This is a genomic window from Betaproteobacteria bacterium, assembly GCA_016713305.1.
Classification (GTDB): Bacteria; Pseudomonadota; Gammaproteobacteria; order Burkholderiales.
This window is the reverse complement of sequence record JADJPK010000015.1, coordinates 12,731-32,775: the sequence shown is the minus strand read 5'-3', so window position 1 is coordinate 32,775 and position 20,045 is coordinate 12,731. Positions and strand designations below refer to the sequence as shown.

The 20,045-nt window shown below is 64.2% G+C and carries 25 protein-coding genes; 13 read left to right on the top strand and 12 right to left on the bottom strand.

The window, feature by feature from the left end:
- Nucleotides 1-387: 387 nt before the first annotated feature.
- The 8 genes from IPK20_18065 to IPK20_18030 all read right to left on the bottom strand — a co-directional run bounded on the left by IPK20_18065 (nt 388) and on the right by IPK20_18030 (nt 5,052).
- On the bottom strand, nt 388-621 hold the full coding sequence (locus IPK20_18065; protein ID MBK8018437.1) for a hypothetical protein: 234 nt from the start codon (nt 619-621) through the stop codon (nt 388-390).
- Nucleotides 573-1,286, bottom strand: a complete 714-nt coding sequence (locus IPK20_18060) for an SPFH domain-containing protein (GenBank protein MBK8018436.1) — start codon at nt 1,284-1,286, stop codon at nt 573-575. Before IPK20_18060 ends, IPK20_18065 begins: the two co-directional genes overlap by 49 nt.
- A gap of 257 nt (nt 1,287-1,543) precedes the next feature.
- A complete protein-coding gene (locus IPK20_18055; protein ID MBK8018435.1) occupies nt 1,544-1,936 on the bottom strand; it encodes a hypothetical protein in 393 nt (130 codons plus the stop codon).
- Nucleotides 1,849-2,412 (bottom strand): PEP-CTERM sorting domain-containing protein, encoded by a 564-nt coding sequence (locus IPK20_18050; protein ID MBK8018434.1) that lies wholly within the window; start codon nt 2,410-2,412, stop codon nt 1,849-1,851. The genes IPK20_18055 and IPK20_18050 overlap by 88 nt, the downstream gene beginning before the upstream one ends.
- Nucleotides 2,397-3,026, bottom strand: a complete 630-nt coding sequence (locus tag IPK20_18045) for a hypothetical protein (protein ID MBK8018433.1) — start codon at nt 3,024-3,026, stop codon at nt 2,397-2,399. Before IPK20_18045 ends, IPK20_18050 begins: the two co-directional genes overlap by 16 nt.
- A 200-nt stretch (nt 3,027-3,226) precedes the next feature.
- Nucleotides 3,227-3,799 (bottom strand): YfbM family protein, encoded by a 573-nt coding sequence (locus tag IPK20_18040; protein ID MBK8018432.1) that lies wholly within the window; start codon nt 3,797-3,799, stop codon nt 3,227-3,229.
- A 63-nt stretch (nt 3,800-3,862) separates the two neighbouring features.
- Nucleotides 3,863-4,300 (bottom strand): hypothetical protein, encoded by a 438-nt coding sequence (locus IPK20_18035; GenBank protein ID MBK8018431.1) that lies wholly within the window; start codon nt 4,298-4,300, stop codon nt 3,863-3,865.
- A gap of 407 nt (nt 4,301-4,707) precedes the next feature.
- Nucleotides 4,708-5,052 (bottom strand): helix-turn-helix transcriptional regulator, encoded by a 345-nt coding sequence (locus tag IPK20_18030; GenBank protein MBK8018430.1) that lies wholly within the window; start codon nt 5,050-5,052, stop codon nt 4,708-4,710.
- Nucleotides 5,053-5,174: 122 nt separating this feature from the next.
- On the opposite strand from IPK20_18030, the gene IPK20_18025 reads away from it, so the two are divergent.
- The gene (locus tag IPK20_18025) at nt 5,175-5,576 is read left to right on the top strand and encodes an MAPEG family protein (protein ID MBK8018429.1); all 402 of its coding nucleotides are present in this window, start codon (nt 5,175-5,177) and stop codon (nt 5,574-5,576) included.
- Between the two features lie 344 nt (nt 5,577-5,920).
- On the opposite strand, the gene IPK20_18020 is transcribed toward IPK20_18025, so the two are convergent.
- From IPK20_18020 to IPK20_18005, 4 genes are all read right to left on the bottom strand, one after another.
- Nucleotides 5,921-6,139 (bottom strand): glycine zipper 2TM domain-containing protein, encoded by a 219-nt coding sequence (locus IPK20_18020; GenBank protein MBK8018428.1) that lies wholly within the window; start codon nt 6,137-6,139, stop codon nt 5,921-5,923.
- Nucleotides 6,140-6,185: 46 nt separating this feature from the next.
- Nucleotides 6,186-6,800 carry a hypothetical protein gene (locus IPK20_18015; GenBank protein ID MBK8018427.1) on the bottom strand — a complete coding sequence of 205 codons (615 nt, stop codon included), beginning with the start codon at nt 6,798-6,800 and terminating at the stop codon, nt 6,186-6,188.
- A gap of 477 nt (nt 6,801-7,277) precedes the next feature.
- Entirely contained in the window at nt 7,278-7,928 is a 651-nt protein-coding gene (locus tag IPK20_18010; protein ID MBK8018426.1) for a response regulator transcription factor, read from the bottom strand.
- A 1-nt stretch (nt 7,929) separates the two neighbouring features.
- Complete coding sequence (locus tag IPK20_18005; protein MBK8018425.1) at nt 7,930-9,471, bottom strand: hypothetical protein; 1,542 nt, start codon at nt 9,469-9,471, stop codon at nt 7,930-7,932.
- Nucleotides 9,472-9,622: 151 nt separating this feature from the next.
- Here IPK20_18005 and IPK20_18000 point away from each other — a divergent pair, with 151 nt between their 5' ends.
- The 12 genes from IPK20_18000 (at nt 9,623) to IPK20_17945 (ending at nt 19,993) form a co-directional block, all read left to right on the top strand.
- Nucleotides 9,623-10,516, top strand: coding sequence for a hypothetical protein (locus IPK20_18000; protein ID MBK8018424.1), 894 nt, complete (start codon nt 9,623-9,625; stop codon nt 10,514-10,516).
- A gap of 63 nt (nt 10,517-10,579) precedes the next feature.
- Complete coding sequence (locus tag IPK20_17995) at nt 10,580-11,695, top strand: hypothetical protein (GenBank protein ID MBK8018423.1); 1,116 nt, start codon at nt 10,580-10,582, stop codon at nt 11,693-11,695.
- Nucleotides 11,696-11,794: 99 nt separating this feature from the next.
- Nucleotides 11,795-12,595, top strand: coding sequence for a glutathione S-transferase family protein (locus IPK20_17990; protein ID MBK8018422.1), 801 nt, complete (start codon nt 11,795-11,797; stop codon nt 12,593-12,595).
- A 679-nt stretch (nt 12,596-13,274) separates the two neighbouring features.
- The gene (locus IPK20_17985) at nt 13,275-13,745 is read left to right on the top strand and encodes a hypothetical protein (GenBank protein ID MBK8018421.1); all 471 of its coding nucleotides are present in this window, start codon (nt 13,275-13,277) and stop codon (nt 13,743-13,745) included.
- Between the two features lie 79 nt (nt 13,746-13,824).
- Nucleotides 13,825-14,115, top strand: coding sequence for a hypothetical protein (locus IPK20_17980; GenBank protein MBK8018420.1), 291 nt, complete (start codon nt 13,825-13,827; stop codon nt 14,113-14,115).
- Between the two features lie 97 nt (nt 14,116-14,212).
- A complete protein-coding gene (locus IPK20_17975; protein ID MBK8018419.1) occupies nt 14,213-15,001 on the top strand; it encodes a hypothetical protein in 789 nt (262 codons plus the stop codon).
- Nucleotides 14,985-15,518, top strand: a complete 534-nt coding sequence (locus tag IPK20_17970; protein ID MBK8018418.1) for a PEP-CTERM sorting domain-containing protein — start codon at nt 14,985-14,987, stop codon at nt 15,516-15,518. The genes IPK20_17975 and IPK20_17970 overlap by 17 nt, the downstream gene beginning before the upstream one ends.
- A gap of 605 nt (nt 15,519-16,123) precedes the next feature.
- Nucleotides 16,124-16,801, top strand: coding sequence for a DUF642 domain-containing protein (locus IPK20_17965; protein ID MBK8018417.1), 678 nt, complete (start codon nt 16,124-16,126; stop codon nt 16,799-16,801).
- Between the two features lie 72 nt (nt 16,802-16,873).
- Complete coding sequence (locus IPK20_17960) at nt 16,874-16,963, top strand: PEP-CTERM sorting domain-containing protein (protein MBK8018416.1); 90 nt, start codon at nt 16,874-16,876, stop codon at nt 16,961-16,963.
- Nucleotides 16,964-17,406: 443 nt separating this feature from the next.
- Nucleotides 17,407-18,474, top strand: coding sequence for a PEP-CTERM sorting domain-containing protein (locus IPK20_17955; GenBank protein MBK8018415.1), 1,068 nt, complete (start codon nt 17,407-17,409; stop codon nt 18,472-18,474).
- Between the two features lie 356 nt (nt 18,475-18,830).
- The gene (locus tag IPK20_17950) at nt 18,831-19,715 is read left to right on the top strand and encodes a hypothetical protein (protein MBK8018414.1); all 885 of its coding nucleotides are present in this window, start codon (nt 18,831-18,833) and stop codon (nt 19,713-19,715) included.
- On the top strand, nt 19,712-19,993 hold the full coding sequence (locus IPK20_17945) for a hypothetical protein (protein ID MBK8018413.1): 282 nt from the start codon (nt 19,712-19,714) through the stop codon (nt 19,991-19,993). Before IPK20_17950 ends, IPK20_17945 begins: the two co-directional genes overlap by 4 nt.
- The last annotated feature ends 52 nt before the right edge of the window (nt 19,994-20,045 follow it).

Genomic DNA, 20,045 nt, shown 5'->3' with positions numbered 1-20,045 from the left:
GCCGCTGAATGACGGCGCCACTCGAACGGGCGAGTTCGAGGAACTGCGTGCAGACGACGTTCAGTCGCCGCATCTCCCGATACAGGGGGCACTCCGCTGCATATGGCCGGGTATCCCGATGGCGCTGTTCGCGTCCATCGCGTCGATACATCCGAGAAGGTACGCACGCGCCACATCGTGCTCGACCCGCAAGGCACGTCGCGAATGGGCCCCGACCTCGTCAAGAAGGTTCAGCCGACGACAACATTGGAACCCTACGAGGAGATGTTCCCATGACCTTTCACCGCTTGGTCCGGGCGGCCGCGTTCGTTCTGCCCCTTGGCCTGAGGCCTGAGTACTGCAGCCTCCGCCATTCCTATCGATCCCACGAGTCACTGCTCCCTCGACCTATCTCGCTTGCGGGCCGACGTTCAGCATCGGCGCAATGCTGGTTCCCGCTGGGATGACCACCGTGTTGGTATTGCCCTTTTCCGCGAACTTCAACAATGCCTGATTGGCCTCGTGCTGGAGGTACTCCCGTGTCAGGCTGCCCGCAATGATGCGGTTGGAGCGTGCGATGCCATCGGCTTCCGTCACGCGGATTTCCGCTTCCTTCTTGGCGATCTCCGTCTGGACCGCCATGGCTTCGAGTTCTTCTGATTCGCGACCGCGGCGCGAATGGCTTCTTCGATGGACGGATCGGTCATCACCGACCGGATCACGACACGCGTTATGCCGAAAACGCCCTGGTCGGCTTTCCCAGTTCGATCTGCATGTTGGTCTTGATGGCGTCCGCCAGCTGGTCGCGGCGGGTGTGCATGACCAGAGAATCGACCCTGGGCGATCTCTTCATAGGCCACGTTTCGAGCCACGCGAAAGACAAGTTCGAACGCCGGCAGGTAGTAGCCGCCTTCCGGCGCCCGCATGGACTGCCCGGCGTACTTGGTCTGCAGTTCGGCGACCGCAGAGCCCTTGACGCGGTAATACACCGTCACGTCGAAATCGCGCAGGCTCAGATTGTCCTTGGCCTTTGGCGTGAGGTCGTTCAGGTCGATCGCGATCTCCTTGGCAGAAAACTCTTCCACGCTGGAGATGATCGGCCACTTCAGGTAGATGCCGGGCGCAATCTCGTTGGGGCTGATCACGCCCAGGGTCGTGCGCACGCCGACGTTGCCGCTGCCGATGGTTCCGGCAAGACCGAAGAACACGCCCAGCACCACGAACACCAGCAGTGCCGTGCCGATGAACCTTGGTCCCCGCCGTGCCATGTTCGCCGCGACATCGCCTCCACGATTGAAGATTGCCATTGTTCTTCTCCCATGCCCTGACCTGGCGGGAGGTTAGCAGGGATCGCGGGATCGGCGAAGGCATGGCGATCGGCCCAGGTTCACAGACCAGCAACTCCGAATCGACGGCCATCAGCAAGGAAGGAGCGTCGCCGGGACCTGTCCTGCCCCTCCGGCAAGCGGTACGAGACGACTATGAACGGCGCTGGCGATCCCTCTTGGCCACAATCTCGAGCCGAGTCCCGAACAGTTCAGTCCTCCCGCCGTCGGGACGTGGCTTACGTCTCATCCGCTACGCCTGCCTCGACGTGGCTCAATGCAATCCAGCGCCGATTGGACTCCCGCCAGGGCAGAAAAACGAGGATGGACGGGTGGATGAGCGACACCACCTGGGGCACGCACTCGAACAGAATGTCCGGCCGCAAGCGATTCACCATCTCCGCCTTCCACTCATGGGGAGACTCGTCTTCCTGACGTTCGTAACCAGGCGAGATCGAATCGATGATGCGATCGTAACGAAGTCCGATCGAATCCAGGTATGACTGCGTTTCAGATTCATCGATTCCGCTCGTGATCGCCGTGATCACAGCGTCGGGGAACCGCCTGCACAGCGCAACGAAGAAATCGGGCGCATAGTTGACCGTGCTGTCCACATCCAGGCACACGTGCATGCGCTCCGGCCTCTCATCCGACTGAAGGGATGCAACACCGGGGAAATGCCTGGACCGTGGGGTCCAGGAGATCGACCTGCGATGGTCTCGCGCAATTTGTCATTTCGTCCTGCGCCTCCGGAATGGTGGGAGTCACCCTTGCGTCCCGTAGAACGGCGGCGGCCGTTGAAGAAGGCGGCGGTACCGAGACCCGACAGCAGCATCCAGACAGTCGACGGTTCCGGGACCGGCCTCGTGATCTCCAGGAGCAAGTCGGGTCGGTCGGTAATGATTCCGTCTATGGGCTTTGCCAGGAAGGCTTGCATCGTTGCCTTGTCGTTGATCGTGTCGACGAGGATCGGGATGCCCAGGGTGTCATGCAGGAAAGCGAGAGCAATGTCCGTGACGAGTCCACTGGCAATGACGTCGACGGGGAGGTCCAGAATGTCGTCGACGAGCAGATCGGGGCTGAAGGTTCCGTTCAATAGACCCAGCACCAGCGCCGTGGCGCTTCCTCCGAGTACAAAGTGGGGATCTCGGGTGCGTAGCTGCGCATGATCGCCACCTGGTTCTCGTCGAAGGATGCGATGGCCACCTGGTCTTCCATGCCATGGGCCCGGATGAGATCGATCGTCGGTTTGACGGCAGCTGTTCCCGCCTCGACCTTGACTTCGATGAGCATGCGGCGGTTGGGAAACGCGCCGAGTACTTCGTCCAGCGTCGCAATCTGCAGTCCGGTACGACGGTAAGGGAAGGTGACTCCGCCATCCGTCGAGAAATCGTTGCCGGCGTCCAGTGCGCGCAGTTCGGCGAAGGTATGCGACGCGACTGCCCCGGTTCCGTTCGTGGTGCGGTCGACGGTGATGTCGTGCATCAGCACCAGCTGTCCGTCGGATGACATCCGAACGTCCATCTCGAGGATCAGATCGGGATCGAGTGATGCAGCGTGGCCGAACGCCAGCAGTGTTGCCTCGGGACGAAGATCGGATCCACCCCGGTGCGCGATGACCGTCAGGGGAGCATCGAAAAAGGTGGTGGCGTACGAACACGATGCGGCAACGGCGAGAGCGCTCGCCAGGGCCGATCTGAGAACGAGTGCGGGCAGTTTCATGGCGGGTTCGAGACGAGGATCGTTGAATGTGCCGTTACGCTAAGACCGCGACTTGACTGGCGTATGTCGCCAGAACGAGGACTGCGTAGGCCTAACGGCGAGCCATTCGAGACACTGGCGGCCACGATCCCGCCTCCGCCACTCCCCCGGGCCGACCGGCGGAAGGTCTCGTGGTGCTTCACCTGACCCCTGCACGGCGGCTAGAAGATCGAGATCAGGACGGCACCACCACGTCCGGACGTCTGTTCGAAGAACGTGCGGAGCCCTTCGACCACGCTCCACAACTCGTACACCTGCTGTTCCCGCAGCTCCGGCTGCGTCGATGCCTGCCAATAGATCCCTGCCGCATCGATCCGGTCCGGGACATAGGCATCTTCCAGCGACTGCAGCGATCGAGTGCCGAGGAACCGTGCGACTTCCCCTGCAAGGTCAGGCGCAAGCAGTCGCACAGGTCCGTAGCCGTGGTCGGGTCCGATGTGCTCACCGCCGCAGACGAGGAAGCTGGCGGGCCAATCCCCCTCGGCCGGCCCCCCGGAAAACAGGAAATGCAGGATGTGCCACGCCTGATCCAGTTCGAACGTGTCCGCGGAAGTGATCGGATCAACGCTTCTCTCCGGAGATTCGGTGGATCGAGTGCGTTCTCCGAAAATCTTCGTGAGAATTCCGGCCTTCGGTGTCGGCATCTTGTACCCCAGCAGATCATCCACCGTATCGGGCGACTCCCTCAATTTGGCGGCTTGTTCGACGCTGATTCGATAAACGGTGCACAGCATGCTCATAAGGCGGGTTTTCCTGGTTGGTGAAGTTGTCAGGAATCGGATGTCGAATGGAAGGATTCAACCGGAGACGAGCACCTTCTGCAGTTCGTCGCGGTTCCGGCGCAGCAGCGCGTGAAGCCAACGGTTGCAGGCGGATTCGTTAGCGCGCACCCAGCGGTCGTGGTTTCCCATCACCGATTCGTCCTGCCAATGCCAGATTCCTTCCTCGTAACGGCGAACCACGTCACCGGGCGCCATTTCCCTCAGGTCATCGAGCAAGGCGCTCTGCCGCTGAGTGGGGGTGGCCTCGAAATAGGTCCAGCCACCTGAGCGGATCGCCTGGGAGAACCAGCTCAGTGTTTCAGTGAAGGTGAACAGCGGGGGCGGCAGACCATACCTCGGATCGTCGACCGCCAACCCGGGCCAACCATGCAGCAACCCTTGCACGTGGGCCAGTGTGTCGCAATGCCCGTTCACGAGAAGTCGATCGATGTGCGAGTCAGAGCATTCGGTCATCCGGGGTTCTCTCCTGGGGCGGGATTCGTCGGTGGCGCAGGCGAGCAATGGTCAACATGCCCGGGTCGACGAGGCCGCCGCGGACGCCGGCGACCCGGGGTTCGTCGTGCGCGGCCTGAGCAGCCGCGGGAAGTGGGTCCGTTGGCCTGCGCCATGGTCGCGAGGCCGGAAAGGAGTGTCCAAGTGTCCAAGTGTCCAAGAGTGCCGTCACTTGTCGTGCGTGGATGAGCAAGGGCTGAACGAAGCCGCTAGAGCGAGCATGAGATCCCCGGCGGCGAACCGCTGGGGACGGCTCGGCACCATCAAACCTGCTTCTCTTGGAAGGCGAGTGTGCCGGGCAGTTGTTGCCCGAATGCTACGAAGTGTTCCCGTTCAGCAATGAAGCGGAGGATTCGCCGTGAAAGGCGTCAGCGTTCATCGGGTACGAGGGGCTGCATGTGCTGCTCCGCCCACGAACGTAGCTCGCGCAGCACGGGTTCGAGGGATTCCCCGAGGGGGGTGAGCCTGTACTCGACGCGAGGAGGTATCTCGGCGAACACGGTCCTGTGGACCAGGCCGTCCCGTTCCAGTTCGCGGAGCTGATTGGTGAGCGTCCGTTGAGTGACGGAAGGCAGGAGTCGCCGGAGCTCGTTGAACCTCCGCGTACCTTCCATCAATCGGAAGAGAATGATCGATTTCCATTTTCCGCCGATGACATCGAGAGCCGCCTCGACAGGACAATTCGTGTACGCAGTGTGACGCTGCTTTCTCATGACCGGTATCAAATAGGACACTACGTGTCCGATTTCTGCGTTCTTGTGGCGATGCACACAGGACAATAACCTCTGCCGCATCGAATCTCAAACGTCGCCGGACGTCCCATCGGGAGACCACTATGCGAGCCTTGCCCGCCGAAGCCTTCTATCTTGCCGTGACCGCAGCGATGACATCCATGTTCTGGGTGCCGTACATCGTCAACCGGATCATCGAACGCGGAGTGTTCAACGCCTTGTGGGATCCGTATGGAGACACAAGCACGGCTGTCGCATGGGCGGACCGCATGATGCGCGCCCACAGAAACGCGGTAGAGAATCTGTGCGTCTTCGCACCCCTGGTCCTGCTCGCAATCCTGTTCGAGAAGCTGTCGCCGACCACGGCCATGGCGACTCAGATCTATTTCCTGGCGAGACTCGCACACTTCGTGGCGTTCGCGGCGGGGCTGCCGATCGTGCGAGTACTTCTGTTCCTCGTCGGGTTCGGCTGCCAGGCGGTTCTGGCCTCGGCCCTGCTGGGGTAGGTTGCGCCAGTGTCGATTCGCTGCTTGTCGCCTGACACCGGGCGGGCGAACCCGCCCTGCGGTGTGCCGATCCCTCTCATAAGGGTCCTCTCGCCCGGCAGAGGCGATTCTCATCGCCGCCGCTCATGAGGAAAGCAGCGGACTCCGCATAACAACTCATTTTTCAAGACGCGATCGCGTCACTAATGAGCCTGTCTCCGTGTTGTGTCTGCGCTCCTGAAAAGCAGGCGGTCCCCTTCAGGAACACAAGCCAAGAGGCAACCCTGCACTTCCCGCGCTCCCACGAAATTCGGACGAAGCCCCGTGTAGACATCGACCGACTCTACACGGGGCGTCCCGGTTGACTACTTCTTTCCGACTTCGTGGCCGACCACTCCGCCGACGGCGGCGCCACCTACCGTCCCGACCGCGCTGCCTCCTGTCAGAACCGCACCGCCGACGGCGCCCACACCGGCACCGATCGCCGTGCTCTTGTCCTGCTTGGACATGCCCGCACAGCCGGCAAGCCCGAGGGCCACGCAGACTGCCGCGCAAACGGGGATCACCTTCTTGATCGTGTTCATGGTCTTCACTCCTTCAATGACGGACGCCTTTGGCGCGGACGCACGCTCAGGACCTGCCGTACTTGGCCTTCGCGCGTTCCAGACACAACTCCTTGGCGCTGCCCGCTGCCGTCTCGCATTTCTCCCTGGCCACGGCATAGTCGGCATCGCGTTTCTCCTCGGCGGCCTTTCTATGGGCTTCGGTGGCTTCCTTTTCGGCTTCCGTGCGAGCCTCGGCGGATTCTTCCCGTGCTTCGCCATTTGCTTCGGAGGTCTTCCACTGCGCCTTGGCGTCGGCCTTGGCAGCGGTCTCCGCGGCCTTGGCTTCCTTCATGCACACGTCCTTGGCGTTGCCGCCGAGGTCATCGCACTTTTCCTTGGCGACTTCGTAGTCGGCCTCGGCCTGGGCTGCACGGGCCTTGTACTGATTCTTCGCCGACGGCTCGTAGGCCGCCTCCAGCTCGGCACGCGCGACGTCCTCCTTGCCCTTCGCTTCGGCCACGCAAATGTCCTTGGCGTTGCCGGACAGCGAGTCGCACTTTTCCTTCGCCACCTTGTACTCGGCGGAGATCTTGTCCTTCGAGGCCTTGTAGTCACTCTTGCTCATACCTTCGGCAGATGCGCCGGCGCTGAAGGCCGTGCCGAGGACGAAGACAGCTGCGGTAAGGGAGTATTTGTTCATGGCAAGTCCTTTCCTATCGAGAGACCGATGGCGAACCCATGAAGGCACGAATCCGTGCAGACGCGGTACGCCATCCGTTTGCGAACGCGAGGACGATCGGGGCGAGGAAGAGGTGCGTACGCTGAACCCGGTCGCGGGTGGCGTAAGCATGCAAGCCTGCGTTCATCCGATTGCGACAGGAACGCGGCAAGCGGCGTGCCGTCCGGGTGTGTCAGGAAGCGAAGACGTGATCAGCGCGGTGCCTTCGAGCACCGCGAGGCATACCGGTGCCTGTTCAATCGTGACGTCGACGTCCAGGCAGATATGAGTGTCATCCCGCCCGCTGTCGTCCTCGTCGATCACACTGCAGCGAACGACGTGAAGAAGTCACGCGCGGCTGGCGGGTGAGAGGTTGCGCCTGTCAGCGCTTGGTCCGGTACCGGCCCCTGCTGCGAAGGAGCAGCGCCGCCAACCCGCAGATCAAGAGCGCAACTGACGTCACGTCGAGGAGTCGCTCTTCCCGTCGAGTATTCCCAATTGCCGCGCCACCAGAGCCGCCTGAGTCCGGTTCGCGACGCCCAAGGCGCGAAAGACCGACCCCAGGTGCGCACGGACGGTCGCCTCCGAGATGTCCAGCCGCCGCGCAATGACCTTGTTCGCCTCGCCCGCGCACACACCGGCGAGCACCTCGCGTTCGCGCTGAGTGAGGGGAGGGGTATGCGGTGTCCATGCCATGGTGGCCGGCGCAGAAGAGAGCTGCCGCAGCGCCGGCGGGAGATAGACGCCGCCGTCCGCCACGACCGTCAGCGCCGCCGCGAGGACCTCACGCCGGGCGGCTTTCGGGATGTAGCCGCTCGCGCCGGCATCGATGCAGGCGCGAATGGTCGCGGTGTCGTCCTCGGCAGAGACGATCACCACGGGTACGGCGGGATACAGCTGGCGCAGGTCCGGCAGCGCGGTGCGACCGTCGAGACCCGGCAGCTTCAGGTCGAGAAGTATCAGGTCGGTCCCTCCGCCTCGCGCAAGCACGTCGAGCGCGGTGTGCACGTCGCCCGCCTGCTCGACGCACGCATCCGGGAAGATCTGTTGCAGGAGGTTCGCCAGCCCTTCGCGATAGAGCGGGTGGTCGTCGACGATCAGTGTCTTCATTTCAAGTCGAAGGGTCTTCAGTCGTACAGGCGCGCGATGCGATGCCAGCGGGAGCGGCCGAGGATGCCTGCGCTTCCACTGACGGGGCGTCCGCCCCGGACGCAGGCTGCCCCGGCACGCATCGCGCCTTCACTTCCCCGGCAGCGACCATCGCATCCGGCGGCGCAGGATCGGCCAGGACGGGCACGGCGGGTGCGGGAACCCGGGGCAAGGCAATGCGGAAAACGCTGCCTCGGCCGGGGGAGGATCTGACCTCCACAGGGTGGTCCAGCAGCAGCGTGAGTCGACGCACGATGGCGAGGCCGAGGCCCAGCCCTCGCCCGGCATCGCGTCCGGTGTCCGCGACCTGATGGAACTCATCGAAGATCGCTGCATGATCGGCGGCGTCGATGCCGATGCCGCTGTCGCGCACTTCGACGGCCAGGAGGTCCCGTCGGGGCCGGCAGACGATGAGAACGCCACCGCGATCGGTGTAGCGCACGGCATTGGAGATCAGGTTCCTGAGAATGCGTTCGAGCAGCAGGGGATCGCTGTTGACCCACGCAGCCGTGGGGCGGCAGCGCAGCGCCAGGCCCTTCGCTCCGGCCAGCGGCTCGAATTCCTGAACCAGGCCGTCGAGCACCGGCTGCAGGGGGAACTCGATCCGGCGTGGCTCGATCGCACCGCTGTCGAGCCGGGAGATGTCCAGCAGCCCTGCGAAGAGCGACTCCAGGGATGCGAGCACCTGCGACATGCGATCCGCAGTGGCACGCGATGGGGGACTCAGGGGCTGCCCCTTCAGCACGTCCAGCAGGAGACCCAGCGCGTGTACCGGCTGGCGCAAGTCGTGGCTCGCCGCCGCGACGAAGCGTGACTTGTCGCGATTGGCCCGCTCCGCCTCCTGCGTACGGATCTCGAGGGCACGCGCGAGCCGGCGGTTCTCGTGGCTGATGCGCAAGGAGCTTCGCGTGGACGCGGCCAGGCGCGCAGCGAACACGGCGAGCACGATCATCATCACGACCGCGCCCGCGCACAAACCCAGGTTCGTCACGCCTCCCAGCGCGGCCCGATGAACGACCGTGGGCATCAGGGTGCCGGCCAGGAAGACGAGATAGTGCGGCAGGCTCGCTCCGATGTTGGCAAGCACGGCGGCGGACAGGCCCATGAGCAACGTGAGCAGGACCACCTCCGCTTGCCACGGTGCCGGAACGAAGAGCCACCCCGCGAGACCCCACGTCAGCCCCGAAGCTCCCACGACGCCATACATCGCCCGTTGCCACCGGGCCGCAGTCTCCTGCGACGCGGGATGCCTCCCGTAGGCGAACCCGAACGCAACCCCGAGCACGAGCACGAGCGCGACGATGGCAGCCCATGTGGCGAGGTGGGCGGGCGCGTGGATCGCGTGAAGCAGGCCGACGACGACGGCCAGTGGAACGAACCCGAATGCGAAGCCTTCGGGCAGTCCGCGCGCCACCATGTCGAGCACCGCCAGCTCGACCAGTTCGTCGAGCGAGGGTTCGGGGGCCTCGGGAACGTGCGGGCGGACCGTGTTCGCTTGGGACATGACGGAAGAAGGGTGCGCAGGCAGGAGCGTTCGGTGCGTTAGCGGTTTGTCTTACGACAAGTGGCGAATCGCCTCGCCTGGCAACTTTGCGCACAGTACCGCAATCGCGGCAATCCGGTGAGCCCGCCGCGGATAAAAGGAGACCTGAACAATGATTCGCCTCGCCCTGGCGATGGCAGGGGCCGGACTGGCTGCGATCGCCGCAGACAGCGCCCACGCTGCGATTCCCGCCAACATTCTTCCGCAAGCCGAATTCATCGAGGACATCATCGGCTTTCCGGGTGATCCCGACCCGCCGGGACGCCTCTACGAGGCGGAGAACCGGTCCTACGCCAACACCCACGTGAGCCCGAACCACTCCGCAACCCTCGAAGCCCACGCCGTGAATCGTTCCCAGATCGCCGGCAGCCCACTCCTGACGATCGACGGCCGCGCCGTGAATACCGGGGTCATCGAGCCCGGCTACGAGACGGTTCGAGCCATCGCCGAGGCCAACTACTACTTCGAGGTCGTCAGCCCCTTGGGAGATCGCACGGTTCCGATCATCCTGCCCATCGAGTGGTCTGTCGGCCTTTCACGGGAAGCCGAAGGGTCCGCGTTCGTCCAATGGGAAGTCTCTGTCACGCCGCAGCTCGACCGGTTCCGTGGAAGCGCCTCCACCAACGCCACGTACACGGTGAACGAGATCTTTCACACCACGACCGGCGGCGACAGAGGCATCACGCACCTGAAGCTCGATGCCTACACGGCGGCCTTCGATTACTACAAGGTCCACATCAAGGTGTCGGGGAGTGCAAGCCGGCTCGCCGACCCTTTCTACAATCCGCGCCCGGCGTCCGGCAGTGCGTCCTTCAGCGCCGTCATCGACCCTCTGCCGTACGTCGACCCGGCGTTCGCCAATGCGGCGAGCACGTCCTTCTTCTTCAGCGAGAACCTGTTCGCGTCATCCGTTCCCGAGCCGTCAGTTTTCTGGCTGCTCGCAGTCGGCATCGGGGCGATCGTATCGGCCACACCGCGCCGAGATGAATTGAAGCGGGCCGGGTGAAACCGAGGAGCGGTTTCTTCCGCGCCACCTTGACCGCAGATCGCTTCTTGCGATGGAGATCCCATGAGCAGCAAGATCCAGCTACGTCGTCTGTTCCTCGCGTATCTCGCGTGCACCGGCGTGTTCGGTCTCGCCGGGCCGGCGATGGCCGCCGTTGGCATTCAGTACGGAATCGAGGCCCTCATCAACGACTACACCCAGGCGCCCACGGTCACCCAGAGCCGCGACTGGAACAGCGGTCAGTTGCCCATCGGTGCCGCGCAGTCGGCCGCGGCATCCCGACTGGACGCGGACGGCTACTCGATCGGGAACATCAGCTTCGATGCACCGATGGGGCGCTTCGGTCTGCTCGCGAACACCCTCTCCGGGACGCCGAGCAAGGAATACGTGCTCCGCCTGGGCAGCAACTACGACGATGCCGTGAGTGTGGCGACCCTCGGAACTCAAGCGGCAACCACGCAGATCGTGCTGACGCTCGCCGTGGAGGGTGACTTCGCCGGGACGGCCACCCAGGGCGGGGTGACGATGACCTTCTACACGGCAACCGGGCAGTCCGCCTTCCTGCAGTTGTCGCGCCGCCCTGACCCCGTCAACCCCGGTTTCGACGAATTCATGGCGTGGAGCAACGTGGCTTTGCCGCCCTCCATCACACTCGTCCAAACGGGGGTCGCCCAGCACTTCAGCGAAACGCTGACACTCGCCGTGCCGGTGACGGCAGTGCCGGCCGCGTCGCAAACGCTGTACACAGGGCCGATCTCCTCGCTCCAGGAAACGAGAGATCCTGCATGTTCCGGCTTTCGAGGTTGTGGCCGCATGCTTTCCTCCCTCGACGATACGCCGGCACCCACCCTCGAATTCTCGATCGACATCACCGCGTCGAGCACCTCCGGCCGCGGCATGCCGCCCGGAGACAGTCTGGTCGATCTCACGCATACCGCGACCCTGGGCGTGGAGGTGCCGGACGACGCCTACTTTCTCCTTGCCTCGGGGGCACTCGCAGATGACCCGAAATCGGTCTACGCGATCTTGCCGGTGGTTGCGGTACCAGAACCGGCTGATGGGGTGCTGATCCTCGCCGGGCTGGGGCTGCTGTTTGCCCGGCATCTGGGCGGACGAATGCGCGCCAGCACGATCTCCCGTTGCACGAGCCGTCTTTCCGAAGACTCGGGTACCTCCTGACGGTAGCCGTTGCTGCCGGCCGCGTGGCCGTGGACATCGTCTTGCTTCTCGCGCGGCGGTGAGTATGCTTCCGCTCACTTCCCTGTCCTCGGACCTTCAATGGAAAAGCCGACGCCCGACGGCGAGGGCCAGCGAATCCTGTTCGGATTCTGGGCTTCGCCCTTCCTGTCCTTTGCCGCGCAATGCCTGATCGAATCGGATCTTCCCTTCGAATACGTGCGCGTCTCTCCCTTCATCGGTGAAGTGCACTCGCCAGCGCACAAGGCGCGTAACCCGCTTGGCAAGATTCCCACGCTGCGCGAGCCGGACGGCACGCTGGTTTCCGAAAGCCAGGCGATCTGCCGGTATCTGGCCCGGACTTACGCCGCGAGCAGAGCGCTCTATCCTTGCCACGACGCAAAGCTTTGCGCGCGCATCGATGCCTTGAACGACTTCTTCACCTTTACCGTGAGCGGGCCCTTCTTCAACTCGCTTGTGGTCGGGGGCTACTACCCCAATCCGCTTGGGCTCAAGTGCGAAATCGAATCGGAGACCTTCGCCAGGCTGTCCACGATGAGGATCAAGGATGGCCTGTTGCGAATACTCGGTTCCGCCGAACTGTCTCCGTACCTTTTCGGGTCGGAACCGTGCATGCCCGATTACCAGCTCTTTCAGTTGCTCGTGGCAGGAAAGACCTTTGCGAAGCTCCTGTCGATGCCCAGCCTGGATCTGACGGCCATGGACGATCGCCTGGTCCGTTACCACGACGCTGTCGCGCTGCGCGCGTCGAGCCAGCGCCTCGCCACGCTGCAGGAACGCGAACTCCCGACGACGGCGAGAGAGATATTCGAGGAATTTCCCAAGGTGAGATCCGCCGGACTTCGCCCTGTGCTGGAGAGGCTGCTCGGGCATGAAGTCTAGGTAGCGCAGCATCGTTCACCCGGGGGGCACTCCAGGCGCCATCCCGGCGGACGCCACTTTGTGCGGATGACGGGGGCGGCACTTGGGAGTCGAGTGGCCGGTCCGTGAGCCGCTACGACCCCCATGAGCCCCAACCCCGTCAGAGAGCGATCCCGCACCCCCAGATCAGCTCCGTCAGCCGCACAATTTCGACGGTGGACCCGTTCTAGACTTCTCAACGCCGGGGTCGGGTCTTGCAATCAGCATCTGCTCGGGCTGCTCCCTTCACCGCCCGGCGCAGGAGGTGCCTGCGTAACTGTCCGGGGCGCCGGCCTAGGCCGAGGCCGGGCCACTGAAGGTGCCGGGGGTGTGCCTCCCCCCCCCCGACCCCTGTTGCCGAGCCCCTGGCAGCGGCGATAAAGGACCCTCACGCCGCCATTCCACGGTTTGACCTTCCATAGCCGGCCGCGCCGCCACCGGCTGACGCGCACGGCGGTCGCCATGCTCGGATTGTTGGCGGGCCTGCCCGTCATGGCAGCCAGCAAGACGGTGGACTGCGCCACCACCGCCTGGACATCGGCCACCTGCTGGAATCCGGACGGCGTGCCCGTTGCCACCGACGCGGCGCATGTCACTCCCGTGGGCACCAGCACCACGTTGAGCATCCTGGCCGGCACCACCGCGGGCGGCATCGCTGGACGTGGACAGCACGACGGCCACCGTGGCGCAGGTGAACATGAGCGGCGGCACGCTCACGCTGTCGGGAAACTACGTGGTCGGCCTGTCCGGCAGCGGGACGGCCCTCCAGAGCGGTGGTGCGCTGACAGCCAGCAGCCTGCAGTTGGGGCCCTATGCGGGCACGTCCGGGTCGTTCACCTTCAGCGGCGCCAGCTCGACGATGGCCTTGAGCCAGTTGTACGTGGGCGTGCGGGGCAACGGCAGCTTCCTCATGGGCAACGGCACGGCTACCTTGTCGAGCCAGTTCATCCTGGGCTACTTCGATACGGCCACCAACGCGAGCTTCATCCAGAACGGGGAACGATCACCACCCCCACCACGTTCGTCGGCGTGGACGGCAGCGCGAGCTTCGAGCAAGCGGCGGGCGCTCACACGATCGCCGGGACCCTATACCTGGGCTACGGCCCAGGTGGCCAGGGTAGCTACACGCTGAGCAGCGGCACGCTGTCCAGCAACAACGCGTCGGACGGCGCGCGACCTGTGCGAAGGGCGGCACGCAACGGTGACAGACCATGCTGCTGGGTCAGTTGGGCAGTGCGGTCTCCAGCTACGCCTTCAGCGGAGGCACGCTGACCGTCGGCAATCTGCGGCGCGGCGACGGCACTGCCTCGTTCAACTGGACGGGGGGCACCTTGAACGTCCAGTCGAATCTGTCCATCGCACCGGGTGAAGTGTTCTCGAGCTTCCTCTCCGTGGGCGATGGCAAGGAACTGACCGCGCCCATGCTGACCGTTGGCGGCAGCGCACCTGCGTGGGCGGCGGGTGGGTGCCAACCGGGCACTGACCGAGGTGTGATCTCGTAGGCCCTCACAACCCGGACGCTGCGAGGCCGGCGGAAGGATCGATGGCAGCGGAGGCGTCAGCAATACCGGCAGCCTGATCGGCGCCGGCGATCTTTCGGTGGAGGGCTCGTTCGTCAATTCGGCGCTGCTGCGGCCCGAAGGAGGCACGCTGATGCTGCAGGCATCGGGCGGTGTGACCAACTCCGGTCTCATCGAACTGCAACCCGGCAGCCGGCTGCACGTGGTGGAGAACTGGAACAACCTGGGGCAGGTCCAGATGGCGGGGGGCGCCCTGTCGGGTGGGCAGGTGCAGAACGGCAGCACCGGCCTCATCAGCGGCTTCGGCCTTATCGACGGGCCCGTCACCAATGCGGGTCTGCTGAGCGTGAGTGGCGGTTCGCTGTCCGTCAGCGGCAGCCTGGCGAACAGCGGCATCACCCATCTGGGCGGTACCGGTAACCAGCTCACCGGCGCGGGTGTGCTCACCAACACTGGCACCGTGCAGGGCGCCGGCAACGTGGGGATGCGGGTGGCCAACTCGGGCACGCTGGAGGCCATCGTCGGCACGCTGTCCTTCAGCGCGCTGTCCAACACGAACACCGCCACGGGCACCCTGGTGGCCGGCACAGGTGGCAAGCTGCTGATGACCCAGGGGCTCGCGACCAATGCGGGCCTGATCCAACTGGGCGGCGGCACCTACGACAACGCGGGCGCGGCGATGGCCAACGGGCCGCATCGTGGGCGACGGCACACTGCGGTCGGGCACCATCACCAACACCAACCAGATCGCGTTCAGCTTCGGCGCGAGCAATATCGCCGCCGCCATCGCCAATCAGGCGGGGGCCAAGCTCATCGTGAGCAACGGTGCCCAGGCCACGTTCGCGTCAGCCGTGACCAACGCCGGTGAACTGCGCGTGTCCGCAGGGGGTGCCGCCAACTTCTTCGGCCTGGTGTCCGGCGCAGGAAGCTTCACCGGCACCGGCCAGGCGCGCTTCGAGGGCGGCTTCTCGCCTGGCGCCAGCCCGGCCCTGGTGACGATCAACTTCGACGTCTTCTACGGCAGCGACTCCCCCATCCTGATGGAACTGGGCGGCACGACGCCGGGCGCGCGCTGCGCGACAGATGTTCAGGCGCGGACGCTGGAGGGCGGCCCGCTGAATGTGGTGTGGTGGAACGACTACCACGGCCAGGCCGGCGACAGCTTCGACCTGTTCGACTTCAACGGCGGGCTGACCGGCCGCTTCGGCAGCGTGAACCTGCCGACTCTCGATGCAGGGCTGCTCTGGCAGACGGACGATCTGTACACCGACGGCGTGCTGCGCGTGGCCGCCGTGCCGGAGCCGGGGACGTGGGCCCTGCTGGCAGGTGGGCTGGGGCTCCTGGTGGGCAGGAGGAACTTCATTCGGGTCCGTTCCGCAGGATAGCCAGGGCCGGGTCAGCAAGACCTGAGAACTTCGCGAGGAAAGGCGGGGTCGGGTCTTGCGCAAGGAAAGGCGGGGTCGGGTCTTGCAATCAAGCATCCAAATGCGGGGTCGCATCCAAATGCGTCTACCGTCGTGCCCCTACCGGCGAGGACGATCAGACCCAACCCAGGATGACGCAAATTCTAGGTAGGGGCCTGCGGGTGCGATATGACCCAGTCGGATCATTTTTCGGTCCGCATCCGGACACGCACGGGGGGGCGTGGCGTTCATCCGCCGGATGACCTATGGCCAACGCAACTGCTGACACTGGAACGACATGAAGCTCCCATCGCCGGGCGCTGCCGAGCGGAGCGGTTGCATCCTGGCCGGTGCGGGAGGGAGACGCCACCGTTCGCCCATAGCACCGGGAGAAGCGTCGGAATGGCTTACATGTTGTCGTTCCGTTTTCGGGTGGCCCGGGCCAATCATCGATCTGCTTGGTCGGCAAGCTCTGGCCTGCCACTTGTGGTTCACAACTTGCTGGAAGATCTGACACGAGCGCGCGCCTGCGTTGAGAGCGTCCTGCTCAGAGTGCCGACCATCTTGTCTACCGGGAACGAAGCCAAATGAAATTGACCTCTCTTGTGGTCGCCCCCTACGCGTTCGCTGCGTTTGCCGGGCTCTGGGCAACGAATGCTGCAGCCGACAATCTGCTCGTCAACGGTGACTTCGAAAGTCCCTTGGACTGGACTTCGGGCGTGAGCTATAACGCCGGTTACTCCGCTTTCGTGGGATCGCAGATTCCTGGCTGGACGATCGAGTCTGGCCATGCCGTGACCATCCACAACACGAACGCCTATCCATACATTGCGGGCGCGTTCAGCGTCAACATGGATGGGGAAGGTTACAACGGTCACAACGCCAATCTCTATCAGGACTTCGCATCCACTTCCGGCTATCAATACCAGTTGAGCTTCGACTGGCAAGGCTGGTTCAACGACAGCAATCCCCAGTTGGACGTCAGCATCGTCGATCTGAGCGACGATAGCGTTCTTTATCACGGCAACTTCGGCTATTCGTCGAACCTAATGCAGGAGTCTGCTTCGTTCCATGGCACCGGCAACATGCTGCGGCTCCGTGTCATGGAAAGTCCGGAATCCGGCTACAACGACAATGCCTTCATCGTCGACAACTTTGCTGTGAGCGTAGTCGCCGTTCCAGAGCCAGAGACTTACGCCCTGTTCATCGCCGGTCTTGGTCTTCTTGGGGTTGTCTCGCGCCGACAGAGTCGGGCTGTGGTGTGAACCGGAAGTCTCTGAGAACGAACCCCGGACGCCAGCTTCCTCTGGCAGACTGACGATCTGTACACCGACGGCGTGCTGCGCGTGGCCGCCGTGCCGGAGCCGGGGACGTGGGCCCTGCTGGCAGGTGGACTGGGGCTCCTGGTCTGGCGCAAGAAGCGGTGACTTCATTCGGGTCTGTACCCGCACAGGATATCCAGGGGCCGGAAAGCCGGCCCCTGGCGCTTTTCGAGAGCTACCCCACGGCAAACCCCGGCCCATCGGCACTCGAACAGCTTGCGAACTTCCCTTGACCTGAAAACTTCGAGCGCCACCCTCAGCCCGACGTGCTGCACGAAGGTGTTCGGGAGGAATTGGGGACGGGCCTCTCCCGGACGTGAGAACACGCGGGCGACCTCCCGTATGCATAACTCCATATGCATGTCCCCCTGTCAATTGACGCACACTCCAGACGCAGGGCGAAGTGCGGCCCGACACAAGAAATACTCTGGAGACCATCGATGACTCGCACCGTTGATCCGGTTTGCTCTTCCGCACCACGTTCCATCCCAGGGGCACGTCCCGCCGAGCTGTTTCGACGGGCGTTGGCTCGGGCTGCAGCGCCACTGATGTTGTTGTCCAGCGGCCACGCACTCGCGGAGGTGCCCATTTCCACTGCCTCGGCGATATACGATCTGCACGCCGCGGCGTCGGATACCAGCGAGCCGAGACGCGTCTGCCAGGACTTCTTCTGCAGCGTCTTCGTCCTGGTCCCGCCCGAGAGCAACGTCGACGATCAATCGGACGTGATGCGGGTGCATTTCTCTCCGACGGTATCGGCGCCCGACGTAGAGAGGAATTCCGAATCCGCCAATGCCCAGTTGGGCGGCAGTTCGGGCACCGCCAGCGCAAAACTGGCGATCGACGGCACATCGGTGGATTTCGGGGTGGCGGCCTCCGCCAGCAAGTCCAGCGTTCTCGTCGGCGAGGCACGTGCTGCATTGCGGACCGAATACCGCGTCCTCGTCGAGTTGCGGTCCCGCGACCTGCTCGGATCCCTGACCGTGGGCGCTTGTGCGGGTGGTTGCTCGCTGGCCATGGACTTCCTGCACCAGACGACCGGACGGTTCGCCTATTCGTATCTTCCCGGCGCCGGCGCCCGGGCGAGTTTCGAAGAAGTCCTCCGCATCGACGGCATCGTGCAGGCCTCTGGCGAAGCCTTCATCCAGGCCGACCCGTCCGCTGGCAATCAAACTTCACCCGGTGCCACCGGTGACTGGACCGCGGGCGATTTTCTAGCGTCGCAGTCCAGTGCAGCCGGCACCGAGTGGACCTTCAATCACTTCGAGCAGATCACCGATCAGCGTGCGCTGTTCTTTCCCGCGGACCAGCTCGACGAGAACGGAGACGTGGTGTTCTCGGGCCAGTACATCATCACGGTCGAACAGGAGGCGCAGGCGGGATTCGGTGCCTTCGAATACATCGTCGGTACTGCCACCATGACGGCCGACTTCGACGACACGTCGTCGTTCACGCCCGTTCGCCTGTACGACCCGACCGGCGTGCTCGACCTGAGCGGAGCGCAAGTGCAGGTGAGCTTCGCCAGCATGCAGCCGGTGCCTGAGCCCGCCACCTGGGCGATGTTCGCAGCGGGCCTCGGTTGGACGGGATGGCGCTTGCGCAAGCGCGCGGCGTAACTGTGTCCTTGAACGAGCGCAGTCGCCGCAGGCGGCTCGCACAGATGCCCCTGCAGTGATGAGAGCGGGCAGGTCAGCGCTACGCAGGCCTTCCCGTTTCCCCCTACTTCACCCCTCCACTCCTCGCGCTTCCGTCTTCTGCGCCGTCACTCCGGCACGCCCTGTGTCCGGCGGTACCATGGCAGCCTGCCCAGCCACGTGACGACATGTCAGGCATCCCGTTGCTCCACAAACCGAACTTCTCGAGCGCAAGCCAAAGACTCTTCTTGACCTGCCGGCCGGCAGTCTTTTCGTGTCTCGGTGCGTACAGGCGTAGCGCGCCTCGACCCCATCTGTTTCAGGCGCTGGTGTGGCTCGTGACCTGGCTGGCCGTCTGCATGGGATCGATGGCGACCGCTGTTGCCCGGGCCAGCGACGTGATTCCCTTCGTCGAACCAGGCGGACTGCTGCGGGCAGGGTTGACGCGAAGCATGGTGGAGGCGCATCTCGGGCCGGCGCCGGTCACGCGTGAGCGTGCAGAAGCCGGCGATCCGGCGTTGACCGGTGCGCTGGTGTTCGAGTATCCGGACGTGGGCCTCGCCTTCGTCGTGCCGCCGGTGGAGCGCGCCGAGGCGGACCCGCGCATCGCCTTTCTCGTCGTCAAGCCACCCTGCGTGATGCGCACCCCCGAGGGCGTGGGTCTCCGCATGCATTGGAGCGAAGTGCGTACGCGCGCGAAAGAGGGGCGGTTCGAGGACAAGGGCGGCCGGATCGAGTGGAGCAGCAGTCCCGGAGCGGGGTCTCGCAAGGCCAGCTTTCTGGTTTCGACCGACAACGTCGTCGAGTACATGCTATTCGATGCGGGTATCCCCCACGAGCCCGCGTCCAAGCAGTGGATCGAACGGGCGCGCTGGATGTTTGCGGTGGTCACGTTTTTCGCGCTGGTCTTTGTCACCCCGCGGCTGTTCAAGGGCTACCCCGCCTTCGTCGCACGCAGGATCGAAGCGCTGGCGCCATTCCGGGCACTGCTTGGAAAGGGCATGCTGATTCTTTCTCCTGTGCTCCTGATCCTGAGTGTGCCGCTGGTTCGCGAGGGCGGATCGATCGCCCTTGTCGGCGTGATCATGATGGTCGGAGGAGTACTGCTGCTGCTACCTGCAGCCTTCAATCTGGCGCTCGGAGGCCGGCTGACGCCCGCACGGGCATTGGCTATCGGTCTGGTGGGGCTGGCCGTGCTGATCTTGGCGATTCTGCTTCGGTGAAGCGGGTCTATCGCGACCTCTCCGCCTCTTCCGTCTTCACTCCCCTGGCTCACCATCGAGTCGCGCACACGGAAGTGCTCCGCGATCTTCTTCATGGTGTAGTCGCCGGACTGGAAGGCGGCAGCGATCGCACCGTCTCGGTCGCTCTGGGCGGCCCTGTCGAAACGGGAAAGCAGCTTTGCCACAGCCCCGCGCTGGATCCGCGGGATCTCCCCCAGGTCGGTGTCCTTCGGTGCTTGCTTGCGCAGACGTTCGGCGAAGTCCGCGCTCCCCAATAGATCTGGCTGCCCACGTTGTCCCACACGCTTGGCAATCCCACGCCAGCGAGAA